Below are 19,621 nucleotides of genomic sequence, written 5' to 3' on the forward strand. Positions count from 1 at the left end.
TTTTCAAGGAACACTTTGTTTTCGTTGTCATCGCTTGTCGCGGTGACAGCTTATTTATGTTAACATAACTGTTTTGTTCTGTCAACATGTTTTTTCAAAATCTTTTTCATCGCGTATTTCGGCGACTTGACTATATTACCACGGCCTTGTTTGTAATGTCAATTCATTTTTTAAATTTTATTCAGTACAAGGCTGCTAGCGAGATAACCATACTAATTATTGCCAGGTATGAGCTTGATTATACGACTGATTCACCGAATTTATTACTATTCAGCCAATGATATGTTTCTTCCTCGTTAAACACCTTATCAATAAAGGTCGTCAAATGAACAGCAAGATTGATCTCTTCAAGGCTATGCACCAATTGCCCATTACTGTCTGTAATGACTTGAATTTTTGGCCTTGTTTGCAATTCCGGAATGACTTCTGTAATCATCCCCACCTCACCAGAATTGAGGCGAACAATTGTGCCCAGCGGATATATTGCAATTTTCTCAAAGAACTTTTGCAACAACTCTTCATCAAAATGTGTCTTACCGGAAGCCATCATAATTTCGTATGCTTCATGAGGCAGCATGCCCTTGCGATAAGGCCGGTCTGATGTAAGTGCATCATAAACATCTGCTACGGCTACGATCCTTGCATATTCATGAATCTCCTGTCCTTTAAGCTGCCGGGGATAACCGCTCCCGTCAAGCTTCTCCTGATGCTGGAAGGCAACATGACAGGCTAGGAGCGGGACCTGATCCTGTTGTTTACGCAGCAGTTCGAACCCTAATTGGGCATGTTCTTTAACTATATTAAATTCTTGGGCTGTCAGCCTGCCTGGTTTATTCAAAACCTCTATCGGAACAAGAATTTTACCAACATCATGCAATAAGGCTCCCAATGCCAATTCTTTGAGCTTATGCTCATTATAACATCTGGAGGTGCCCATCAATACCGATAGAATGCAGACATTCACCGAATGGGCAAACGTGTAGTCATCATAAGAACGGATATCTGTTAAATGAACCAGCGTGTCGCGGTTGCAAATCAGTTCTGCCACTATCGATGCAGCTACTTCCGAAAACTTTTTAAAATCAAGCCTTTTGGTTGTCCGGAAGTTTTGAAAAGCGTTTTTCACCATGGCCGTGGCCTTAACCCTGGTTTCTTCTTTTATTACTTCTGGTACCTCTATGGCGGGTAACAAAGGACTATCTATATATATCGAAGCAATACCCTGCTCCTGCAGGCGCCGAATATAAGGCTGTTTAATTGGAATTCCGGCTGCGATTAGCACTCTTCCGTCAGCAGAAAAAACATTTTTCGCAACTATCATTCCCGGCAATAGCCGTAAAACCGAAATTCGCTGCATTGTGCTCCTCATTTCACTGTGTTTTAACTATGTTTATAGTAACACTAGACCTTCAAAAAAACAATTAGCACCATATTGAGCGCACACAGAAAAAAAATCCTCCATTCAGGAGGATTACTTGTCATTTAAGGATACGTACTCATCAAGCGTAGCACCTGGAGCAATCATAGGATTAACCATATCTTCCCGGTCAATCTTAATAACAATTACATAAGGTTTCGTTTCTGTACTGGCTTTGTCAAACGCTTTTATAAACGCTCTCTTCGTATTGACTACTGTCCCTTCAATATTAAATGCCTTGGCAAAAGTAACAAAATCCATTTCCGGTATCATGGATTGAGAATATCGATCAGGATAATATACTTTTTGTAATTGCCGCACCATACCTAAACAACTGTTATCGATAATAATCGTTATTATTGGCAGACTGTGGGTAGCAACCGTAAATAATTCAGCTCCGGTCATTTTAAATCCGCCGTCACCACACAAATGAATGACCCTTTTCTCCGGGCATGCCAGCTGCGCTCCAATCGCTGCCGGTAGTCCGAATCCCATGGTTCCCAGCCCGCCTGACGTAATCCAGCTGCGTGGATTTTCAATGGCTAGATTTTGTGCAGCCCACATTTGATGTTGGCCTACGTCGGTAACAAATACAACAGGCAATCCGGCTGTTTTTTGTGAGATATGCTTCATCGCCCATTCAGATAATAATGGTTGGTGTTTCTTTTCCTCATTAGCAAAATCCACTTGCCATTGCCGGATGATGTTCCACCAGGCTGAAGTATCGCCTTGCCTGACCGCAGCATTCACCATTGTAAGGATTTTCTTTAAATCACCGGTTAAACCAATTTGAACAGCTACATTTTTATCAATCTCCGCCGGGTCAACATCAATATGAATGAATTTCTTGTCTGCAGCATAGCGCGCCCGGTCTCCGGTAACCCGGTCACTAAAACGGCTGCCGACAACAATAATTAAATCCGCATTATGAACGGCGGCATTAGCAATTCTATGCCCATGCATGCCTGTTAATCCTAAAAAACAGGTGTGGGTGTGTGCCACCCCGCCTAGTCCCATGAGACTGCTTACAATCGGAATAGAGCAGTTTTCCGCTAAAGATTGTACCTCATTATGAACTTCGGCAGCAATTACACCACCGCCAATATGGATAACCGGCCTCTTCGCATTGCTGATCACTTGAGCCGCTTCTCCTATCAGCCTGTGAATTGTCGGCATCGGATTCCACTCCGTCGGATTTGGAACCACTTGGCAGGAATACTCCAGCTCGGCAGTCTGGACATCCCGGGGTATATCAATCAATACCGGGCCGGGCCGCCCAAACTTCGCAATACGAAAAGCCTGGCGAATTACCTCCGGTAGTTTCTTGATATCTTTCACTAAAAAATTATGTTTGGTAATTGGCATTGTTATGCCGGTAATATCGACTTCCTGAAAAGCATCCCTGCCAATTAAGCTGGTAGAAACCTGCCCGGTAATCGCAACAACCGGTACGGAATCCATAAAAGCGGTCGCTAAACCAGTAACCAAATTAGTGGCTCCCGGGCCGGAGGTGGCGATACATACTCCCACTTTGCCGGTAGCGCGGGCATAACCATCAGCCATGTGAGCTGCACCCTGTTCGTGAACAGGAAGAATATGACGAATAGGCCCATCGTATAACGCATCATATAGAGGCAAGATTGCTCCACCGGGATAACCGAAAACAGTATCGACGTTTTGTTCTAATAGGCACTTAATAATGACTTGTGCTCCCGTTATTTTCATTTGCCTCACCTCATTTCGGATTAGAGATGTTCCATCACTAGTCGTCCCATTGCTTCAGTAGAAACTTGTGTTAATCCAGGCTTATATAGATCCGCCGTTCGGTAACCTTCGTCCAGCACGCTGCCAACTGCGGTTTCTATTGCATCAGCGATTGCAGCAGCGCCTAAGGAATAACGGAACAGCATCGCTGCAGACAGGATAGTGCCTAATGGATTAGCAATCCCCTTTCCGGCTATATCAGGTGCAGATCCATGAATAGGCTCGTATAGACCTGGCCCGTCACCAATGCTGGCAGAAGGCAGCATACCTATCGATCCGGTGAGAACGGCCGCCTCGTCGCTCAGAATATCCCCGAATAGATTGCTCGTCACTACTACGTCAAATTGATGGGGGGCCAGGACCAATTGCATCGCACAATTATCAACATACAGATGAGTCAGGGAAATATCCGTAAAATCTTTGACCGTTTCCTCTGCCGTTTTGCGCCACAAACGCGAAGTCGCCAGTACATTCGCTTTATCAACCGATGTAACCTTCCTCCGTCTCTGGCTGGCTACTTTGCAGGCCATGCTCACAATGCGGCCGATTTCGGTAGCATTATAGGCTTCAGTATCCCATGCTTGTTCAACCCCATTGATAATGCTGGCTTCAGAACGCTGACCGTAATAAATACCGCCATTTAGCTCTCTGACAATCAGCATATCAACACCTGCTACCACTTCCGGTTTCAAGGGGGAATGCCCGGCCAGTGAAGGATAAACCCGGATCGGGCGCAAATTGGCATAAAGCCCCAGCGCTTTTCGCAAGCCTAAAATTGCTTTTTCCGGGCGCAGCTGAGGGTCAACTGCATCCCAGGCCGGCCCGCCTACCGCCCCCAGCAGCACAGCATCAGCGTGACTGCAGGCAGTTAGTGTTGCCTCCGGCAACGGCTGCCCTTCACGGTCAATAGCCGCACCACCGGCATAACAAGTTTCGAAATCAATGGGAAACCCGCCTTTGACAGTTGCCTTAATACAAACTTGCTGAGCAGCTTCTATGATTTCAGGTCCGATACCATCACCTGGAATGAGTACGATTCTCCGTGTCATGATCTGGCCCCCTTTAGTAAGTTAATTAAGCCGCCTGCCTGCGCAATCTCTTGCACAAAAGCCGGTAAAGGTGGGGCTTGGTATATCTCACCAGTACGACAATTCTTGATCGTACCCGCATTAGTATCAATAATTAAATAATCGCCGGTGGCAATGTGAGTAACTGCTTCACCAATCTCCAGCAGCGGCAACCCAATATTAATGGCATTACGGTAAAAAATCCGCGCGAAACTATCAGCAATTACGCAACTAATGCCGGATGCTTTTATGGCAACAGGTGCATGTTCGCGTGATGATCCACAGCCAAAGTTGCGCCCTGCCACCATTATTTCTCCAGATTTCACTAAACCTGCAAAACTGGGATCAATATCCTCCATACAATGCTGAGCCAATTCTTGCGGATCAGATGTGTTTAGATATCGGGCCGGTATAATAACATCTGTGTCGATATTATCTCCATAACGCCAGATTTTACCTTCTAAAATCATTGCGACACCTCCTGTGGGCCGGCAATACGGCCCATTATAGCACTGGCTGCAGCGACTGCCGGGCTGGCCAAGTAAACTTCGCTGTCTACATGGCCCATTCGTCCCCGAAAATTACGGTTTGTCGTTGATACAGCACGCTCTCCCGCGGCTAAAATTCCCATATACCCCCCCAGGCAGGGGCCGCATGTGGGCGTACTGACTACCGCGCCAGCTTGGATGAACGTTTCGATATAGCCTGCGTTCAGAGCATCAAGGTACACCTGCTGACTACCTGGAATAATAATGGTGCGAACATCGGGATGAACTGTTTTTTTCCTGAAAATAGCCGCCGCCTGAGCCAAATCTTCCAAGCGCCCGTTGGTACAGGAACCAATAACAACCTGGTGAATGGCAATCTCTTTTACGTCACTGACAGGACTGATGTTTTCCGGCAAGTGCGGCAAAGCCACTACAGGAACAAGCGTATCCAAATCAATCTGGATTGTTCTGTCATAATATGCATCCTTATCAGCAACAACCTTTTGATACGGCTTGTTTACCCGGCCGTTGATATACGCTTCCGTGACAGCATCGACAGGAAAAATACCATTCTTCGCACCTGCTTCGATTGCCATATTGGCAATCGTAAAGCGGTCTGCCATAGAAAGAGACTGTAGTCCCTCACCACAAAATTCCAAAGCCTGATAACGGGCTCCGTCGACACCAATTTTGCCTATCAATGTTAGAATAACATCCTTACCACTGACCCATTCAGGCATCGAACCGGTCAGCTCAACTTTTATGCTCGCAGGGACTTTAAACCAGGTCTGCCCCGTAGCCATGGCTGCTCCGGCGTCAGTTGAACCGACTCCTGTAGCGAAAGCGCCAAGCGCACCGTAAGTACAGGTATGCGAGTCTGCTCCAATAATGACTTCCCCAGGAGCAACCAATCCCTGCTCAGGTAATAATACGTGTTCAATTCCCATTTTCCCGATTTCAAAATAGTGCTTAATCGCGTTAGCTTTAGCAAACTCGCGCATTACCTTAGCCATTTCCGCTGATTTTATATCCTTATTGGGAGTGAAGTGGTCCGGTACCAGAACAATTTTATCGGCATTAAATACCGGCCGCCCAATGCGGGAAAACTCTTTTACTGCCGGTGGAAACGTGATGTCATTGGCAAGTACAATATCTACCGGGCACTGTATCAGCTGCCCTGGAACAACCGTGTCAAGCCCGGCGTGACAGGCCATAATTTTCTCCGTCATGGTCATTGCCATTTTAAAATCCCCCTGGTATTTTTTTATCTTCCGGGTAGCCACAAGCAGCAATCATTTTATTAATAGCGCTCATGTACGCCCGCGCACTCGCTTCTATTACGTCAGTACTCAAGCCGCGGCCAATAAAACTGCGTTCGTCCCGCTCCAGCCATACCGTCGCTTCTCCCAGAGCATCTTCACCTGAAGTAACCGCCCTTAGCTGATAATCCTTTAAACATATAGAAAAGCCAACAGCCTTCTCAATTGCCTTAAAAATAGCGTCAACCGGCCCATCACCACAGCTGGCTTGTTCAACAGGACCATGTTCCGTCTCGAGACGTACGGTAGCGGTAGCCATCGTGTGATTGCCGCTGACAACATGGTGATAAATAAGCCGATACCACGTATCAATCGCTTTCTGACGATCAGCAATTAGAGCCTCAACATCGCGGTCATACACCATTTTTTTCCTGTCAGCCAGCTCTTTAAATTCGATAAACAAACTATTGATTTTTTCTTCAGGCAGTTCATACCCTAATTGGCGAATGCGTTCTTCAAACGCATGACGCCCTGAGTGTTTTCCAAGAACAATGGAGTTACGGCTTACCCCCACCATTTCAGGATTAATAATTTCATAAGTTAACGGATTATTTAATACCCCATGCTGATGAATCCCTGACTCATGGGCAAATGCATTATCGCCGACTATGGCCTTCGTCGGCGAAATGGCTATACCGGTAAGAGCGCTAACCAGCCGCGAAGTACGATAGATTTGACGGGTATCAATCGTAGTCGCTGCCTGGTAGTATTCTTTCCGGGTAGCTAAGGCCATTACGAGTTCTTCTAAAGCAGTATTGCCGGCCCGCTCTCCTAATCCATTAATGGTACACTCGATTTGCCGCGCGCCATTTTCGATAGCTGCCAGAGAATTAGCAACAGCCATACCTAGGTCGTTATGGCAATGAACACTAATGACCGCTTGCTGAATATTAGATACATGCTGGGTAATATATCGAATCAAATCACCAAATTCTCCCGGCGTGGAATAGCCGACTGTATCAGGCACATTGATCACGGTTGCTCCTGCAGCAATTGCCGCTGTATATACCTGGCATAGAAACTCCCGATCGGATCGCGATGCATCTTCAGCAGAAAACTCAATGTCGGAGGTAAACTGCTTAGCATAGCGTACAGCCTGCTCAGCTTGTGCCAAGGCCTGTTCTCTGGTCATTTTCAGTTTGTATTCAAGATGAAGGTCACTCGTTGCAAGAAAAACATGGATTCTTGGATTTTCGGCATACTGTAAGGCTTCCTTAGCGGCATCAATATCTTTTGCATACGCTCTTGCCAGAGCCGCTACCGATACCCCTTTTACAGCAGCAGCAATTTGGCTCACTGCTGCGAAATCACCAGGTGATGCAATTGGAAAGCCGCCCTCAATAACATCAACTCCCATTCTGGCCAGCGCCTGCGCAATTTCAACTTTTTCCTTTGCGTCCAGGCAAATACCTGGTGTTTGCTCACCATCGCGCAAAGTGGTATCAAATATTTTTATCCTACTGGCAGCCATTACGATCTCCCCCTATATCTTTCTTATAAAACCCATTTCTCGCATTCTTCACTAGCTTTATCTTCATAGATCGTTGTTGTCCCTCGCGCTAAACCGACTAACCCGGTTCGAATCATCTCCAGTATTCCATACGGCTGCAATACCTCGGTAAAAGCATCTATTTTGTCTTCATCACCGGTAATCTCTAACGTTAACGTTTGTTCCTTTAAGTCAATTACACTTGCCCGGAATACTTCCGCCAGCTTCAAAACATCGGTACGACGCTCACCGGCATTAATCTTGATTAAAGCCATTCCTCTGGTAACCGATCCTTCGGGAAGCAGAATCCGTACTGCCAAAACTTCAACTAATTTACTTAATTGCTTGACCACTTGCGTAATAATAGCCTCATTGCCATAAACAACTACTGTAATGCGCGAATACTCAGGGACCTGGGTAGTGCCCACAGTCAGACTATCAATATTAAATCCTCTTCGGGAAAACATGCTGACCACTCTTACCAGCACCCCAGGCTGATTTTGTACTAGAATAGATAAGACTTGCTTCACAATACCCCTCCTGCTTCATTTGTGCTAAATAAAAAACGCCCCTACTGACAGATTGCTCTGCCAATAGGGGCGTTTATAACGCGGTACCACCCTACTTGGAACTCTTGCGCCGTTACCGGCTAACCGTATCGCAGTTTTTGCGCCTTAATCTACCATATCTTGCGAGTCTCCTCGTAAGTGAATATCTCGATTAAGATGTTCTTGGGTGAGTCTAGCAGATCTGTACCGGATCGCAGCAAACACCGGCTCTCTGAAACAAGATTTGTGCTATTAATCCCAATCATTACATTTTTATATTAATTTAATACTTTTGTTCTTACTCAGTATACACGGTTTATATTTAAACGCTACTTTGTATACATTATCCCAGTCATGTTACTCTTTGTCAAGTTATTTTACAGCAAAGCATCAAGTGTACTGAAAATAAAAAAAACCAGCTGGAAAATTCCTGTATGGAACCTTCCGCTGATTTTTTCATACACATTGTGCTTTCCCTTATTGTATCAAAGGGCCATTGTCAAGTCTTTTTTATTCACGTCCTGTCCTGATTCATTTCTTAACTGCACTGGCCGTTCCAGTGAACAAGTTTCACCGCTTAGCAAAGCCGTCAGCCCAATTTTAATATCCCGGTGATAACCACCGCAGACTTCACACGGCATTTCCGGATCAACAACATGCCGTGGCTCTGTATACGTTGTAAAGACACCTTCATAATTCCTTAAAATGTACTTACCAGAATTTTGCGAAACAAGATATTGCGGCATAACCGGAATTTTCCCACCGCCGCCTGGAGCATCGACCACATAGGTCGGTACGGCTAGGCCTGAGGTATGTCCCCGCATGTATTCAATCGCCTGAATTCCTGAGCTGATCGGTGTCCGAAAGTGCTGGATTCCTTTTGACATATCGCATTGATAAATATAATACGGCCTTACCCGGATAGCCAATAGCTCCTGCATTAATTTTTTAATCAATTCCGGACAGTCATTGACTCCTTTCAGCAGTACTGCCTGATTGCCCAGCGGTATTCCTGCATCGGCAAGCCGTGCGCAGGCTTCTCGGGACGCCGGTGTTATTTCCTTTGGATGATTAAAATGGACATTTACATAAATCGGATGATACCGCTTGAGCATGTCACAAAGTTCCTTAGTCACCCTTTGCGGCAGCACCACCGGAGTACGCGTGCCAAAACGAATGATTTCCACATGCTCAATTTGCCGTAATTCTTTTAGGATATATTCAATTAAATCGTCACTGAGCAAAAAAGCATCACCACCGGATAATACGACGTCACGTACGACCGGCGTATCCCTAATATAGCGGATACACGCATCAATTTGCTGCTTCGTACGAGCCTGATCGCAGGCTCCGGCTATGCGCCGCCGGGTGCAATGCCGGCAATACATGGAACATTGATCAGTAACTAATAGCAGAACCCGGTCAGGATAACGGTGTGTCAGCCCAAATACCGGCGAATCCTGGTCTTCATGCAGAGGGTCTGCCATATCAAAATGACTGTAATCCAATTCTGCTGCTGTCGGTACGGCTTGTTTTCGTACCGGGCAGCACACGTTTTCTGGGTCAATTAGCGTGGCATAATAAGGAGTAATCGCCATTCTCAGGCTTTGCAGGCAGTTTTTAATGCCCTCTTCCTCTTCTGCTGTCAGCGGGATTACCTGTTTCAACTGCTCCGGAGATGTAATACGGTTGGCAACCTGCCACCGCCAGTCCTGCCAGTCTTCTTCTTTTACATGCGCCCATAGGGGAATATCGCGATAGTTTCTCATGGTTAAACCCCCTCCTTACCATTTAGTTCCTACACTGACACTCACTGGCAGCAGTCTGCCATAGTCATTATCAATCGGTATGGCGGCTCAAATCCACTTTATCCAAAGGGATCAGCTTGGTCTTTTTCACATATTTATATCCCAAATAAGCTGCTATAAACACGGGAATACCAATATACGATACGGCTGCGCCATACCAATCAATAGTCCCGCCTAAAAAGGCATTGTAATTTTGCCCGATTATGACGATAAAACAAAGTGCAAAGGCAAACAATGGCCCGAAGGGGAACCATTTCGCCTTGTACTTCAGCTCGCTTAAGTCCCGTCCTTGTTTAACAAAGGCCCGCCGGAACCGGTAATGACTGATAGCAATTCCCAGCCAGGCAATAAAACCAATTACACCGGTTATGTTTAACAGCCAGGTATAAGCAGTACCATCGCCAACAAGTGAGGTAAGAAAAGCGAATAACCCGAAAACAGTTGTTGCATAAAGAGCGTTAGCCGGTACTCCCCGCTTGTTCACTTTACCAAAAAACTGTGGCGCTTTCCCTTCCTTGGCCAAAGCATACAGCATCCGCGAGGAGGCATAAAGAGATGAGCTCCCGGCTGAAAGCACTGACGAAAGAATAACGGCGTTCATAATAGATGCTGCCGCACCTAACCCTGCACGGGAAAACACCAGGGTAAACGGACTGACAGCGATGTTCTCCACATCGTTTTTCAATAAATTTTCATCCGTATAGGGCAGCAAAAAACCAATAATTAATAAGGCGCCAATATAAAACAGCAGAATGCGCCAGAATACCGTATTAATAGCCTTAGGCACATTTTTTTCCGGGTTTTCACTCTCACCGGCAGCAATCCCTACCAGTTCCGTCCCCTGGAAGGAGAATCCAGCAATCATAAAGATACTTAATATCGCACCAAATCCACCGACAAAGGGAGCTTCACCAGTATGCCAGTTGGCAAAGCCTGGTGATGGAGTGTTGCCCAAACCGAGAAGGACTGCAATCCCGACAAATAAAAAAACAATAACCGTGATTACTTTAATCCCGGCAAACCAGAATTCACTCTCGCCATATGCCCGGGTAGATAATAAGTTCAATACAAACAACATGAGTAAAAACGATCCACTCCACACAATGGCTGGCGTATCTGGAAACCAGAATTTCATAATAATCGCTCCGGCGACTAACTCCACTGCCAGACAGGACGCCCAGTTCAGCCAGTAATTCCAGCCTACGGCAAAGCCCAGTGCAGGATCAACAAACCGGTTGGCATAGGTGCCAAATGCTCCGGAGACAGGCAAATAGGTAGCCATTTCACCTAAACTGGTCATCAAAAAATAAACCATAATGCCAATTACACCATAAGCGACTAAAGCTCCGCCTGGCCCTGCCGTACTGACAGAGGCACCGCTGGCGACAAACAAGCCCGTACCAATAGCACCGCCGATCGCAATCATATTCATGTGGCGAGCCTGCAGGCTTCGCTTTAACTCACCCGTTTCTGTGTCTATTACATGGGGGCTGCTGCTGATTTGGTTTTTTTCAGTTTTTACATTGCTGCTCATAGGATTCACTCCTTTTTTTACTTTCGCCGGGAAAAAGGACTTCCGACTTAGGAGTTTTTTGTAAATTCAGCTAATTGTTCATCTATTGCATTACGGTCACCTCTCCCTTATCTTTGCAGATAAGCAACTGCACATATCGTGCCAAGGTGATTCCGCCCCTATAAGCAGCACAAATCCCCATATAAATTCAATCTATAATTTTACGCTTTTCCTAACCGCCCAAAATTAAGCATACTCAGCTTAGCAACTAATCGGGTGCTTGAATGTACTTGCTTGAACGAATGCCCAAAATCTGGCATACAGCCAACTTTTGGGCACCCCTGCCAACTGTTGTATGTTTCTACAGTCCCAAACCCAATATTTTCCTCGCCTCATCCGGCGTAGCAATTGGGCGCCCCAGCTCATGAGCAATTCTGGCAATTCGCTCTACTAATTGTGCATTGCTGTCAGCAAGAACTCCCTTAGTATAATAAACATTATCTTCAAAACCGACACGCACATGTCCGCCCATAGCAGCAGCAATGACTGCCAGCGGCAGCTCACAGCGTCCGATTCCCGCCACTGTCCACGTACAGCCGGGCGGCAAAGACTCTACCAAATGAATTAAATGCTTAGGTTCTCCTGCAATGCCACCTGGCACTCCCATCACAAAATCAAAATGCAGCGGCAATTGTAAAATTCCCTTTTTAACTAATGCTAACGCATTATGAATCATGCCGACCTCGAATACTTCGATTTCCGGCTTGACTCCATACTTAACCATTGCTTTGGCAAATTCGGCAATCATCGGCAGAGGATTGGAAAATATCTCATCACCGAAATTTACTGTTCCTGTCGTCAAAGTTGCCATTTCCGGCCTTAATTCTACAGGCTGCAGCCGTTCAGCCGCCGACATCCAGGCTGCCCCGCCTGTTGAGGTCTGAATAATTACATTACACTGCTTCCGTATCAACTGCATTGTTTCTTGGAATACGGCTTTGGATTGGGTTGCTTTTCCCTCAGCATCTCTGACATGCAGGTGAATAATTGCTGCGCCTTTTTCGGCACAGCGCACCGCTTCTTCAGCAATCTCTCTGGGTGTCAGCGGTAAATTGGGATTATCTTGCCGGGATGCTTCAGCCCCGACTGGTGCAGCTGTGATAATCAGCTTATCCAAGCTGCTCACCTCGCTGCTTATCCTTGGGTACCATGCAGGTTCCGCTGGCGACACACACGACAACTGGTACCGGCAGTACAGTAGCAGTAGAGTCATACTTGCCATTTTTATCTAGCGCGATTACTTTCGTTGCTACAAACTCCATACGCCGTGAAGTATTGCCTGTCTTTACTATTGAGCCGCGCGCTTCAATAAAATCCCCTGCATAAACCGGGGCCTTAAATTCAACATTATCATAGGCTACAAATAATCCCTCATCACCATCACTGCGAATTAACAGTTCGGTAGCCACATCACCAAACAGATCCAGCATACGTGATCCGTTAACTAACCCTCCAGCGTAGTGGGCATCATGCTCATTCATCCGCAGCCGGATTAAAGCTTCCGTCATGCTCTATCACTCCTTTGCCAACTTAGTCTTATTCTACAAGTTTGCTGCCGCTGCTTTACATTTCCCTGTCTGGACAAGAAAAGAAGCTACATGCTCGGCGTAAGTATTCGGACCAAACCCGGCATCATAGCCTAATTCCTTGGCTAATTCATGCGTAATTCGCGGTCCTCCTACCACTAAAACAAGTTTATCTCTTAACCCTTCCGCCTCTAGCATGTCAGCAAGCTTCGTAAGGTTTGTAATATGAATATTTTTTTGCGTTACAACCTGAGATATTAAAATGGCATCTGCTTGAATATCAAATGCTTTACGAATAACCTCTTCGCAGGATACCTGGGCTCCCATATTGACGGCATTGATCTCGTGATAACTTTCCAAGCCTTTGTGCCCATTGAAGCCTTTCATATTCATGATGGCATCAATACCAACCGTATGGGCATCACTTTCAATACAGGCACCTAATACGTTCAGCTTGCGCTTCATATTCTGCTTAATAAAATCGTCAACTTCCTTTTTGCTTAGTACCTTTAAAGTTACTTCGGGTGCTACAATTTGCGTAATATCAATTCCCTGCCGGCATTTGGCATACACAATAAAGAAGCTGAAGGTATCGCTAATTGCGCCGGCATGAACGACTGACGGCTCTGATAAGCCCATCTTTACAACGAGCTGTCTGGCCGCTTCTTTGGTTGCATTGGTTAACGGTACAGGCAGCGTGAATGATAACTGAACCATTCCGTCATCTAATGTATCGCCATAAGGTTTGACATTCGTTAAATCAGTCATCTTCACACACTCCTTCCAGCATCAGCGGGATGAAGGGATTCAAATATTCCGGCTCCCGTTGAAAAACTCCCTCCAGTCCTTTACCGCCCTCAGGAGAACGGCTGATCTCCGCAAAATAACCTTCCGCTAACGCCTCCATTAAGCCAATACCCGCAATCTGTTCCAGTAAGTGCAAAGTATTATCGAGAACCTCTTTTGCCCGCAGTTCAATAAAGCCCCCTGGACGATAGCAAATTTCATCCGCAATATTCCGCATTGTATTAAAAACATATTTGGCTGATTCAATACTAAGGAAACGATCATGAATATGCGGTGTATGAATTGCTTCTGTCAACATTCCTAATAGATGCAGCCCCTGCCCTGTCATAATTGAACAGGTATTAAATAATGCATCTTGAACATGCCCCTTAAAAATATTTCCGGTCATATATTTGGTAGGCGGCATATATTTAATCGGGCTATCGGGGAAAACTTCCCGGATAAGCTGAGCCTGAGACAACTCATAAAGAAAGCCATTTGTTACACCCGGATCAACTTCAAAGGCATGCCCTAATCCCAGTTGACCTGGCTGCATACCACACCGGAAAGCAAATTGTTCATTAATCAGTTCCGATGCCAATACCGTATGCGCAGCTTCAATAGCATCAGCTGTTGTCAGGTAATTATCCTCACCTGTATTAATGATAATACCTGCATAGCCATTAACTAAGCGGGAAAAAAACTGATCAACAAAGGTACGCTTCATATTAATATCCCGGAAAATGATCCCATACATAGAATCATTCAGCATAACATCCAGACGCTCCAGTGCTCCCATGACGGCAATTTCAGGCATACATAGACCAGAGCAATAATTAGTCAGATGAATATAACGGTTTACCTCTTTACTCACTTCATCCAGGGCCTGCCGGAGTATGCGAAAATTTTGCTGCGTGGCATAAGTACCGCCAAAACCGGTAGTAGTAGCACCATAGGGAACATAATCAAGCAAACTCTGTCCGGTGGTGCGGATAACGGCAATAATATCTGCCCCCTGCCGGGCTGCTGCCTGTGCCTGGACCGCATCCTCATAAACATTACCGGTAGCTACAATAACATAGAGCATTGGCTCTGGTCCTTTGCCGTAGCGGGAGATGAGTTCTGTTCTTTCTCTGCGGCGGCAGCGAATTCGCAATAATGCCTCCTTGGCAAGACCACCAGCCAATGTGGCGATTTCCTCTGCGTTTTTTTGCGGCAGCTGCTCTAGAATAAGCCTTCCCTCAACTACTGCTTCAGCGATTTGCTGCGGGGACTGCTGCAATTGCAGCATAGCGTTAACCAGCCAGTAGACTACGCCTTTTCCTAATACCCCCGCTTGTTGCAGTCTGGCAACAACCCCGTTTGCCAGCGGCACCTCAGCTTGATCAACACCATCGATACCGAATAGTCTTAGAATCGCTCTTTCTACCGTCACGGTAGAATGATCATTAATATACGTTTGTACTTGTTCTACAATCTGCCCGGCTAATTCGCGGCCGCGGGCAATCTTGGCTTCATCTAAATTAAGTTTTTTCAATTTGTCCGCTCCCCCCCATAACGGAATAACTTGTTCTAGTGCGGTCAAGCAATCCGTGAATCTTTAACTTATACTGTATAGTCTGACGGGGAATTCCCAGGTACAAAGCCGCCCGGGAAATATTTCCCCCAAATTGCTCTAATGCTTGGATTAGTGTAGTTCTTTCCACATGCTTTAAAATTGCGGGCAGACTTTTCCCGTCCTCTGAACTATATATCTGGTTATCCGTCTCTATGGCAAATTGCCTTAAATGCTCCGGCAAATGATCGGCTGAGATCAAAGAGCCGGAAACAATATTCATAGAATGCTCAATAGCATGCTGCAGCTCCCGCACATTTCCCGGCCAGGCATAGCGATCAAAAATGGCGCCGACTTCTTCTGTAATGCCTTCTACCTGACAGCCTAATTTAGCATTATAGATCCGGATAAAATGATCCGCCAGGCAAGGTATATCACTTCTTCGCTCACGCAAAGGAGATACCCGTAGAGAAACAACGTTAAGCCTGTAATACAAATCAATCCTTAGTTCCTTGTTGCGAACCGCTTCCTCGGGATCGACATTCGTACAGGTTATAATCCGGGTATTGACCTCTCTAACATGAGTATCCCCAACACGGCGCAGGCTGCCGTCTTGCAGCACCCTCAGCAATTTACTCTGCAGCTCCATGGGCATCGAATTGATTTCATCCAAAAACAGCGTCCCACCGTCGGCAAGCTCAAACAGTCCGGGTCGATTCTCCGCACCGGTAAAACTGCCTTTGACAGTTCCAAATAAAATACTTTCCAGTAAAGTTGCGGGAAAAGCTGCACAATTTTGTGCTATAAACGGGCCATTTTTGCGGGTTGATGCATTATGAATCGACTGTACAACTAACTCTTTCCCTGCTCCGGTTTCGCCAATGACCAAAATTGGTGAAGAGGTTCCCGCTACCCGTTGACCCATTACCTTTAGTTTCACAATTGAATCATGGCTGCCAATGATATCGTTAAAGGTATATTTGGCAAGCTTGACTTCTCTAGGCTTTGCTTTCTCCCGGCTTGCGCCCTTGGTTCCCAGCAGTTCAACCTGAAGATCCATAACCTGCTCAGAAAGTTCTTTTATTCGGGTAATGTCCCGTGACATATCACAGGCGCCAACTAGTTTACCGTCACGATAAAGAGGAATCGTAGAGTAATGAATTGTAATAATCCTGCCATTTCTGCTCACGATTGTTTGCTGCTGATTCATTATCGGCTTGCCACTGGCTAAAACCTCCATCAGGCTGCTGGTCTCCAGTGTTAGTGAAGGATAGACCTGAAGAACATGTTTGCCAATAACATCTGCAGGCTGTAAGCCCTCTACTTCTGCAGCAGTCTGGTTATAAAAGATGGTCATGCCTTCACAATCCACAATATGTACCCCTTGATCCACCTGATTTAATACCAGATCAAGACAACAATCGTACCCGGCTAACTGATTCACCAAAATCCGTTCCCCCTTTATCGCGGCGGCGCAATTTACTATTTTGCCTCTCGCATTATGTCAACAACCGGCAGAGGTGCTAACGCCCTCCCCATTTCCTGTAATAATACTTCGGCATCATACCCCATGCCACCTGGATAAGTCGGATTAATTGTTATTCCCAGCAATTCTATCGGCTGCAATACACTGAGCATGATCCGTGCTCGTAACTGGCGCCATATAGCAGCTGTTATGAAGACTTTCGACCCATCCTGAACAATAACGTGCGGTGGGTTCTGGATGAGCAATAGGGACTGAGCAAAACTATCGCTTACTGCCCCTTTAATTATCACTGCGTCGCACCCCGAGCCAAGCACTTCCCGCCATTCTGACTGCAGCAGCAGAGACGTTTGGTAAGATACTTCAGTTACCCTACCGAATCTCACCGTTACTACTTTTGCTTGTGTTTTTTCCGCTATCATCCGATAAAAATCATCACATGGCGGTAAAGTTAATTGCTCCACCCGGCTTTTGGTCAGCAAAATCAATTCGCTGAGATCACGGCTCACCGTCGCCCCACATGCCAGTATCACCTTGCTGCTAACCATCGGGTCTGCCGAGCTTTGACGATCAAACGCGCCGTCAATAAGAATGGATTGGGCTCCCCATGCCGTTAAGTAAGCCAACAGGTCCTTTACCTCACTGTTTTTACTGGGGCCTGCCAGTACTACTTTATTGATAGATTTCGCGCGCAACAGTATGACTTTACCCAGAGGTGTTACAAAATCAGTAGCCTGTAAATAATCCCAGACTTTCTTATCTGCTATCATTTTTTCGGCTGTAGCCACTATTGTACCCTGCTGCACCACAATCCGCGGCTTCTCCAAATTTGTCAATGCATCAAGGGTCTCTCCGTCTCGCCCGATAGAAGTCAACCCCAGTGTATAACCGGCGTCCTGCAGAATACCTTGCACATAGTTCAGAGTTACAGTCTTGCCGACATTTTTAGCCATGCCAACGATTGTTATCACTTGCGACTGGGTCCGGAGAGTTTCTTGCCAGGTACGCATTATTAGGAATAAAGTTCCTTAAAAGTTTCTAGCAGAATGGCATTCTCTCTGACCGTTTGCAACGCAATTACTGCATGATCCCGGCAATAGCCATTCCCTACCAGCATAGTCACGTCTTTGCCAATCCCTTCTGCGCCAAGTGCCGCACCGGTAAAGCTTGTTGCCATACTAAAGAAATAAACTGTCCCTCTGTCTTTCGCTGCCATAATCGATCCCATTTCCGTTCCAGGGATATTTACACAGTTAATAACGACATCGACCAGTTCACCATTCGTAACTTCAGCAACAGCTTTAACAACTGCCAATGGATCAGTAGCATCAACCTGAATAACGAGATCAGCATGCCCCATTTGCCGCATTCTGTCACAGCTGCCTTTACTTGATCCCAGGCCGATAACCTTGCCGGTAACTCCGGCTCTTTTTTTAGCTTCATATAAGCAAAGCATCCCGGATTTACCGCCACCGCCAATAACAAGTACATTTTGTCCAGGACGAACTAAATGAGCAGTCTGGGCCGGAGCTCCAGCAACATCTAATATCGCCAGTGCTAATGAGGGAGACATATCTTCAGGCAGCACAGCATATATTCCGCTGCTGAACAAAATTGCCTGAGCATCTACTTCTACTTGTTCTTTTTCTAAATGAATTTTCTTGATGTTATTAATCTTTAAAGGAGTAAGTGAAAGGGATACAAGTGTGGCAATCCTGTCACCGACTTTCACCGGTGTTTTGCCAGCCCAGGCTGAGCCAATCTTTGTAACAGTCCCCATCAGCATACCACCGGAGCCAGTAACCGGATTATGGTGCTTTCCTCGCTTCTCTACAATATCCAGCATAATCTTGCCCATAGCCTCCGGGTTTCCTTCGGCTTGTTTTTTAATTTGTGTAAAACTAGCTGCATCAATATTTAATGTATCTACCTCGATCAAGAGCTCGTTATCATATATCTCCATTGTATTGTCAATTTTCCAAGCCGGCTGTGGCAAAATCCCCTGCGGCTCCAGCGTGCGGTGCGTTCCAAATTGGCAACCTTTTTTCTCCATAATAAATCCCTCCATCTCTTTTTGCCGTTTCGCTTCTGTTAAATGCAGCTTTATAGCCCTAAGTTCCCTCCTTGAATCATTTTTCTATCCACTAACGATCATCACTTCTTTATATTGCAAATTCCATACCAACGCCTATACTTGCTGCTGTTCAAGCGCTACCGGCATCCAGCACTTCTACAAGAATATGCTTGCTGCCGAATTCCCAGCACTTTTAACCGCATTTCATCCCAAATCCCCTACCCCTTAGTGCCCAATTTTATGCACATACTGCCGATTTTTCGGCATATTTTAAAATATATGCAAGAATTTCAGCAGGAAACAAAAAAAACACTTACATTTCTGTGTAAGTGCTTTTTAAAATGGTTGTAAAGCTACAAGGGCAAGCTGTAGATACTCTCTCCAGAGCAGAAAACCAAGTAATGCGGCGCTCCCTCTGCCAGGCCTCTCACTTCAAAGCTAAAAGCACCCACCTAACAATTCGGTATCTAATAGATTCTGCTATATACATTCTATCGCTGACTAGGTAGGGGAGCGCCGTTGCATACGCGTAGGTTAAGCGACAGCGTCGGAGCGTTGCATGGCACTCCCTCTGCCGGGCCTTTTCACAGACAGACAAAACAAAAAAGCACTCACATTCGTAAGTGCTCTTTGCTAATCAGCGACTCCCTATCCTCCCAGGCCGTTTCCAGCCAAGTACTTTCGGCGTATATGGGCTTAACTACCGTGTTCGGGATGGGAACGG

Annotated in this window: 16 protein-coding genes, 1 rRNA gene and 1 other annotated feature; all 17 genes read right to left on the reverse strand. The window is 46.0% G+C overall.

What is annotated here, in order from left to right; all coding sequences use genetic code 11:
• Positions 1-238 precede the first annotated feature (238 nt).
• A complete protein-coding gene (locus tag EV210_RS22200; protein WP_165898997.1) occupies positions 239-1,357 on the reverse strand; it encodes an HD-GYP domain-containing protein in 1,119 nt (372 codons plus the stop codon).
• A gap of 114 nt (positions 1,358-1,471) precedes the next feature.
• Positions 1,472-3,142: a biosynthetic-type acetolactate synthase large subunit gene (gene ilvB / locus EV210_RS22205; protein ID WP_132083773.1), complete on the reverse strand. Its 1,671-nt coding sequence runs from the start codon at positions 3,140-3,142 to the stop codon at positions 1,472-1,474.
• A gap of 20 nt (positions 3,143-3,162) precedes the next feature.
• Positions 3,163-4,230, reverse strand: coding sequence for a 3-isopropylmalate dehydrogenase (gene leuB, locus EV210_RS22210; RefSeq protein ID WP_132083775.1), 1,068 nt, complete (start codon positions 4,228-4,230; stop codon positions 3,163-3,165).
• A complete protein-coding gene (leuD, locus tag EV210_RS22215; protein ID WP_132083777.1) occupies positions 4,227-4,718 on the reverse strand; it encodes a 3-isopropylmalate dehydratase small subunit in 492 nt (163 codons plus the stop codon). Before leuD ends, leuB begins: the two co-directional genes overlap by 4 nt.
• Positions 4,715-5,977 (reverse strand): 3-isopropylmalate dehydratase large subunit, encoded by a 1,263-nt coding sequence (leuC, locus tag EV210_RS22220; RefSeq protein ID WP_132083779.1) that lies wholly within the window; start codon positions 5,975-5,977, stop codon positions 4,715-4,717. The genes leuD and leuC overlap by 4 nt, the downstream gene beginning before the upstream one ends.
• A 1-nt stretch (position 5,978) precedes the next feature.
• Positions 5,979-7,526: a 2-isopropylmalate synthase gene (locus EV210_RS22225; RefSeq protein WP_132083781.1), complete on the reverse strand. Its 1,548-nt coding sequence runs from the start codon at positions 7,524-7,526 to the stop codon at positions 5,979-5,981.
• 23 nt (positions 7,527-7,549) lie between these two features.
• Complete coding sequence (gene ilvN / locus EV210_RS22230) at positions 7,550-8,074, reverse strand: acetolactate synthase small subunit (protein WP_132083783.1); 525 nt, start codon at positions 8,072-8,074, stop codon at positions 7,550-7,552.
• A gap of 62 nt (positions 8,075-8,136) precedes the next feature.
• Positions 8,137-8,367: a binding site (T-box leader), on the reverse strand.
• A 210-nt stretch (positions 8,368-8,577) separates the two neighbouring features.
• Positions 8,578-9,861: a lysine 2,3-aminomutase gene (gene kamA / locus EV210_RS22235; protein ID WP_132083785.1), complete on the reverse strand. Its 1,284-nt coding sequence runs from the start codon at positions 9,859-9,861 to the stop codon at positions 8,578-8,580.
• 70 nt (positions 9,862-9,931) lie between these two features.
• Positions 9,932-11,434 carry an amino acid permease gene (locus EV210_RS22240; RefSeq protein ID WP_132083787.1) on the reverse strand — a complete coding sequence of 501 codons (1,503 nt, stop codon included), beginning with the start codon at positions 11,432-11,434 and terminating at the stop codon, positions 9,932-9,934.
• A 340-nt stretch (positions 11,435-11,774) separates the two neighbouring features.
• Complete coding sequence (gene kce, locus EV210_RS22245; RefSeq protein WP_132083789.1) at positions 11,775-12,590, reverse strand: 3-keto-5-aminohexanoate cleavage enzyme; 816 nt, start codon at positions 12,588-12,590, stop codon at positions 11,775-11,777.
• A complete protein-coding gene (gene kal / locus EV210_RS22250; RefSeq protein ID WP_132083791.1) occupies positions 12,583-12,981 on the reverse strand; it encodes a 3-aminobutyryl-CoA ammonia lyase in 399 nt (132 codons plus the stop codon). Before kal ends, kce begins: the two co-directional genes overlap by 8 nt.
• Before the next feature lie 33 nt (positions 12,982-13,014).
• Entirely contained in the window at positions 13,015-13,767 is a 753-nt protein-coding gene (kamE, locus tag EV210_RS22255; RefSeq protein WP_132083793.1) for a lysine 5,6-aminomutase subunit beta, read from the reverse strand.
• Positions 13,760-15,322, reverse strand: coding sequence for a lysine 5,6-aminomutase subunit alpha (gene kamD, locus EV210_RS22260; protein ID WP_132083795.1), 1,563 nt, complete (start codon positions 15,320-15,322; stop codon positions 13,760-13,762). The genes kamE and kamD overlap by 8 nt, the downstream gene beginning before the upstream one ends.
• Positions 15,309-16,784 (reverse strand): sigma-54 interaction domain-containing protein, encoded by a 1,476-nt coding sequence (locus EV210_RS22265; protein WP_243650680.1) that lies wholly within the window; start codon positions 16,782-16,784, stop codon positions 15,309-15,311. Before EV210_RS22265 ends, kamD begins: the two co-directional genes overlap by 14 nt.
• A 38-nt stretch (positions 16,785-16,822) precedes the next feature.
• Positions 16,823-17,833, reverse strand: coding sequence for a lysine 5,6-aminomutase reactivase subunit KamB (gene kamB, locus EV210_RS22270; protein ID WP_132083799.1), 1,011 nt, complete (start codon positions 17,831-17,833; stop codon positions 16,823-16,825).
• Between the two features lie 2 nt (positions 17,834-17,835).
• The gene (gene kdd / locus EV210_RS22275; RefSeq protein WP_132083801.1) at positions 17,836-18,876 is read right to left on the reverse strand and encodes an L-erythro-3,5-diaminohexanoate dehydrogenase; all 1,041 of its coding nucleotides are present in this window, start codon (positions 18,874-18,876) and stop codon (positions 17,836-17,838) included.
• Between the two features lie 656 nt (positions 18,877-19,532).
• Positions 19,533-19,621 (reverse strand): 5S ribosomal RNA (gene rrf, locus EV210_RS22280); the annotation flags it as partial.

It is taken from the genome of Anaerospora hongkongensis (assembly GCF_004339805.1).
Lineage (GTDB): Bacteria > Bacillota > Negativicutes > Sporomusales > DSM-15969 > Anaerospora > Anaerospora hongkongensis.

Excerpts from the sequence above, each read along its gene's own strand:
- ilvB (WP_132083773.1), bottom strand. The coding sequence starts at position 3,142 with ATGAAAATAACGGGAGCACAAGTCATTATTAAGTGCCTATTAGAACAA.
- kal (WP_132083791.1), bottom strand. The coding sequence starts at position 12,981 with ATGACGGAAGCTTTAATCCGGCTGCGGATGAATGAGCATGATGCCCAC.
- leuC (WP_132083779.1), bottom strand. The coding sequence starts at position 5,977 with ATGGCAATGACCATGACGGAGAAAATTATGGCCTGTCACGCCGGGCTT.
- leuD (WP_132083777.1), bottom strand. The coding sequence starts at position 4,718 with ATGATTTTAGAAGGTAAAATCTGGCGTTATGGAGATAATATCGACACA.
- EV210_RS22240 (WP_132083787.1), bottom strand. The coding sequence starts at position 11,434 with ATGAGCAGCAATGTAAAAACTGAAAAAAACCAAATCAGCAGCAGCCCC.
- leuB (WP_132083775.1), bottom strand. The coding sequence starts at position 4,230 with ATGACACGGAGAATCGTACTCATTCCAGGTGATGGTATCGGACCTGAA.
- kamB (WP_132083799.1), bottom strand. The coding sequence starts at position 17,833 with ATGCGTACCTGGCAAGAAACTCTCCGGACCCAGTCGCAAGTGATAACA.
- kamA (WP_132083785.1), bottom strand. The coding sequence starts at position 9,861 with ATGAGAAACTATCGCGATATTCCCCTATGGGCGCATGTAAAAGAAGAA.
- EV210_RS22225 (WP_132083781.1), bottom strand. The coding sequence starts at position 7,526 with ATGGCTGCCAGTAGGATAAAAATATTTGATACCACTTTGCGCGATGGT.
- kamE (WP_132083793.1), bottom strand. The coding sequence starts at position 13,767 with ATGACTGATTTAACGAATGTCAAACCTTATGGCGATACATTAGATGAC.
- kdd (WP_132083801.1), bottom strand. The coding sequence starts at position 18,876 with ATGGAGAAAAAAGGTTGCCAATTTGGAACGCACCGCACGCTGGAGCCG.
- EV210_RS22200 (WP_165898997.1), bottom strand. The coding sequence starts at position 1,357 with ATGCAGCGAATTTCGGTTTTACGGCTATTGCCGGGAATGATAGTTGCG.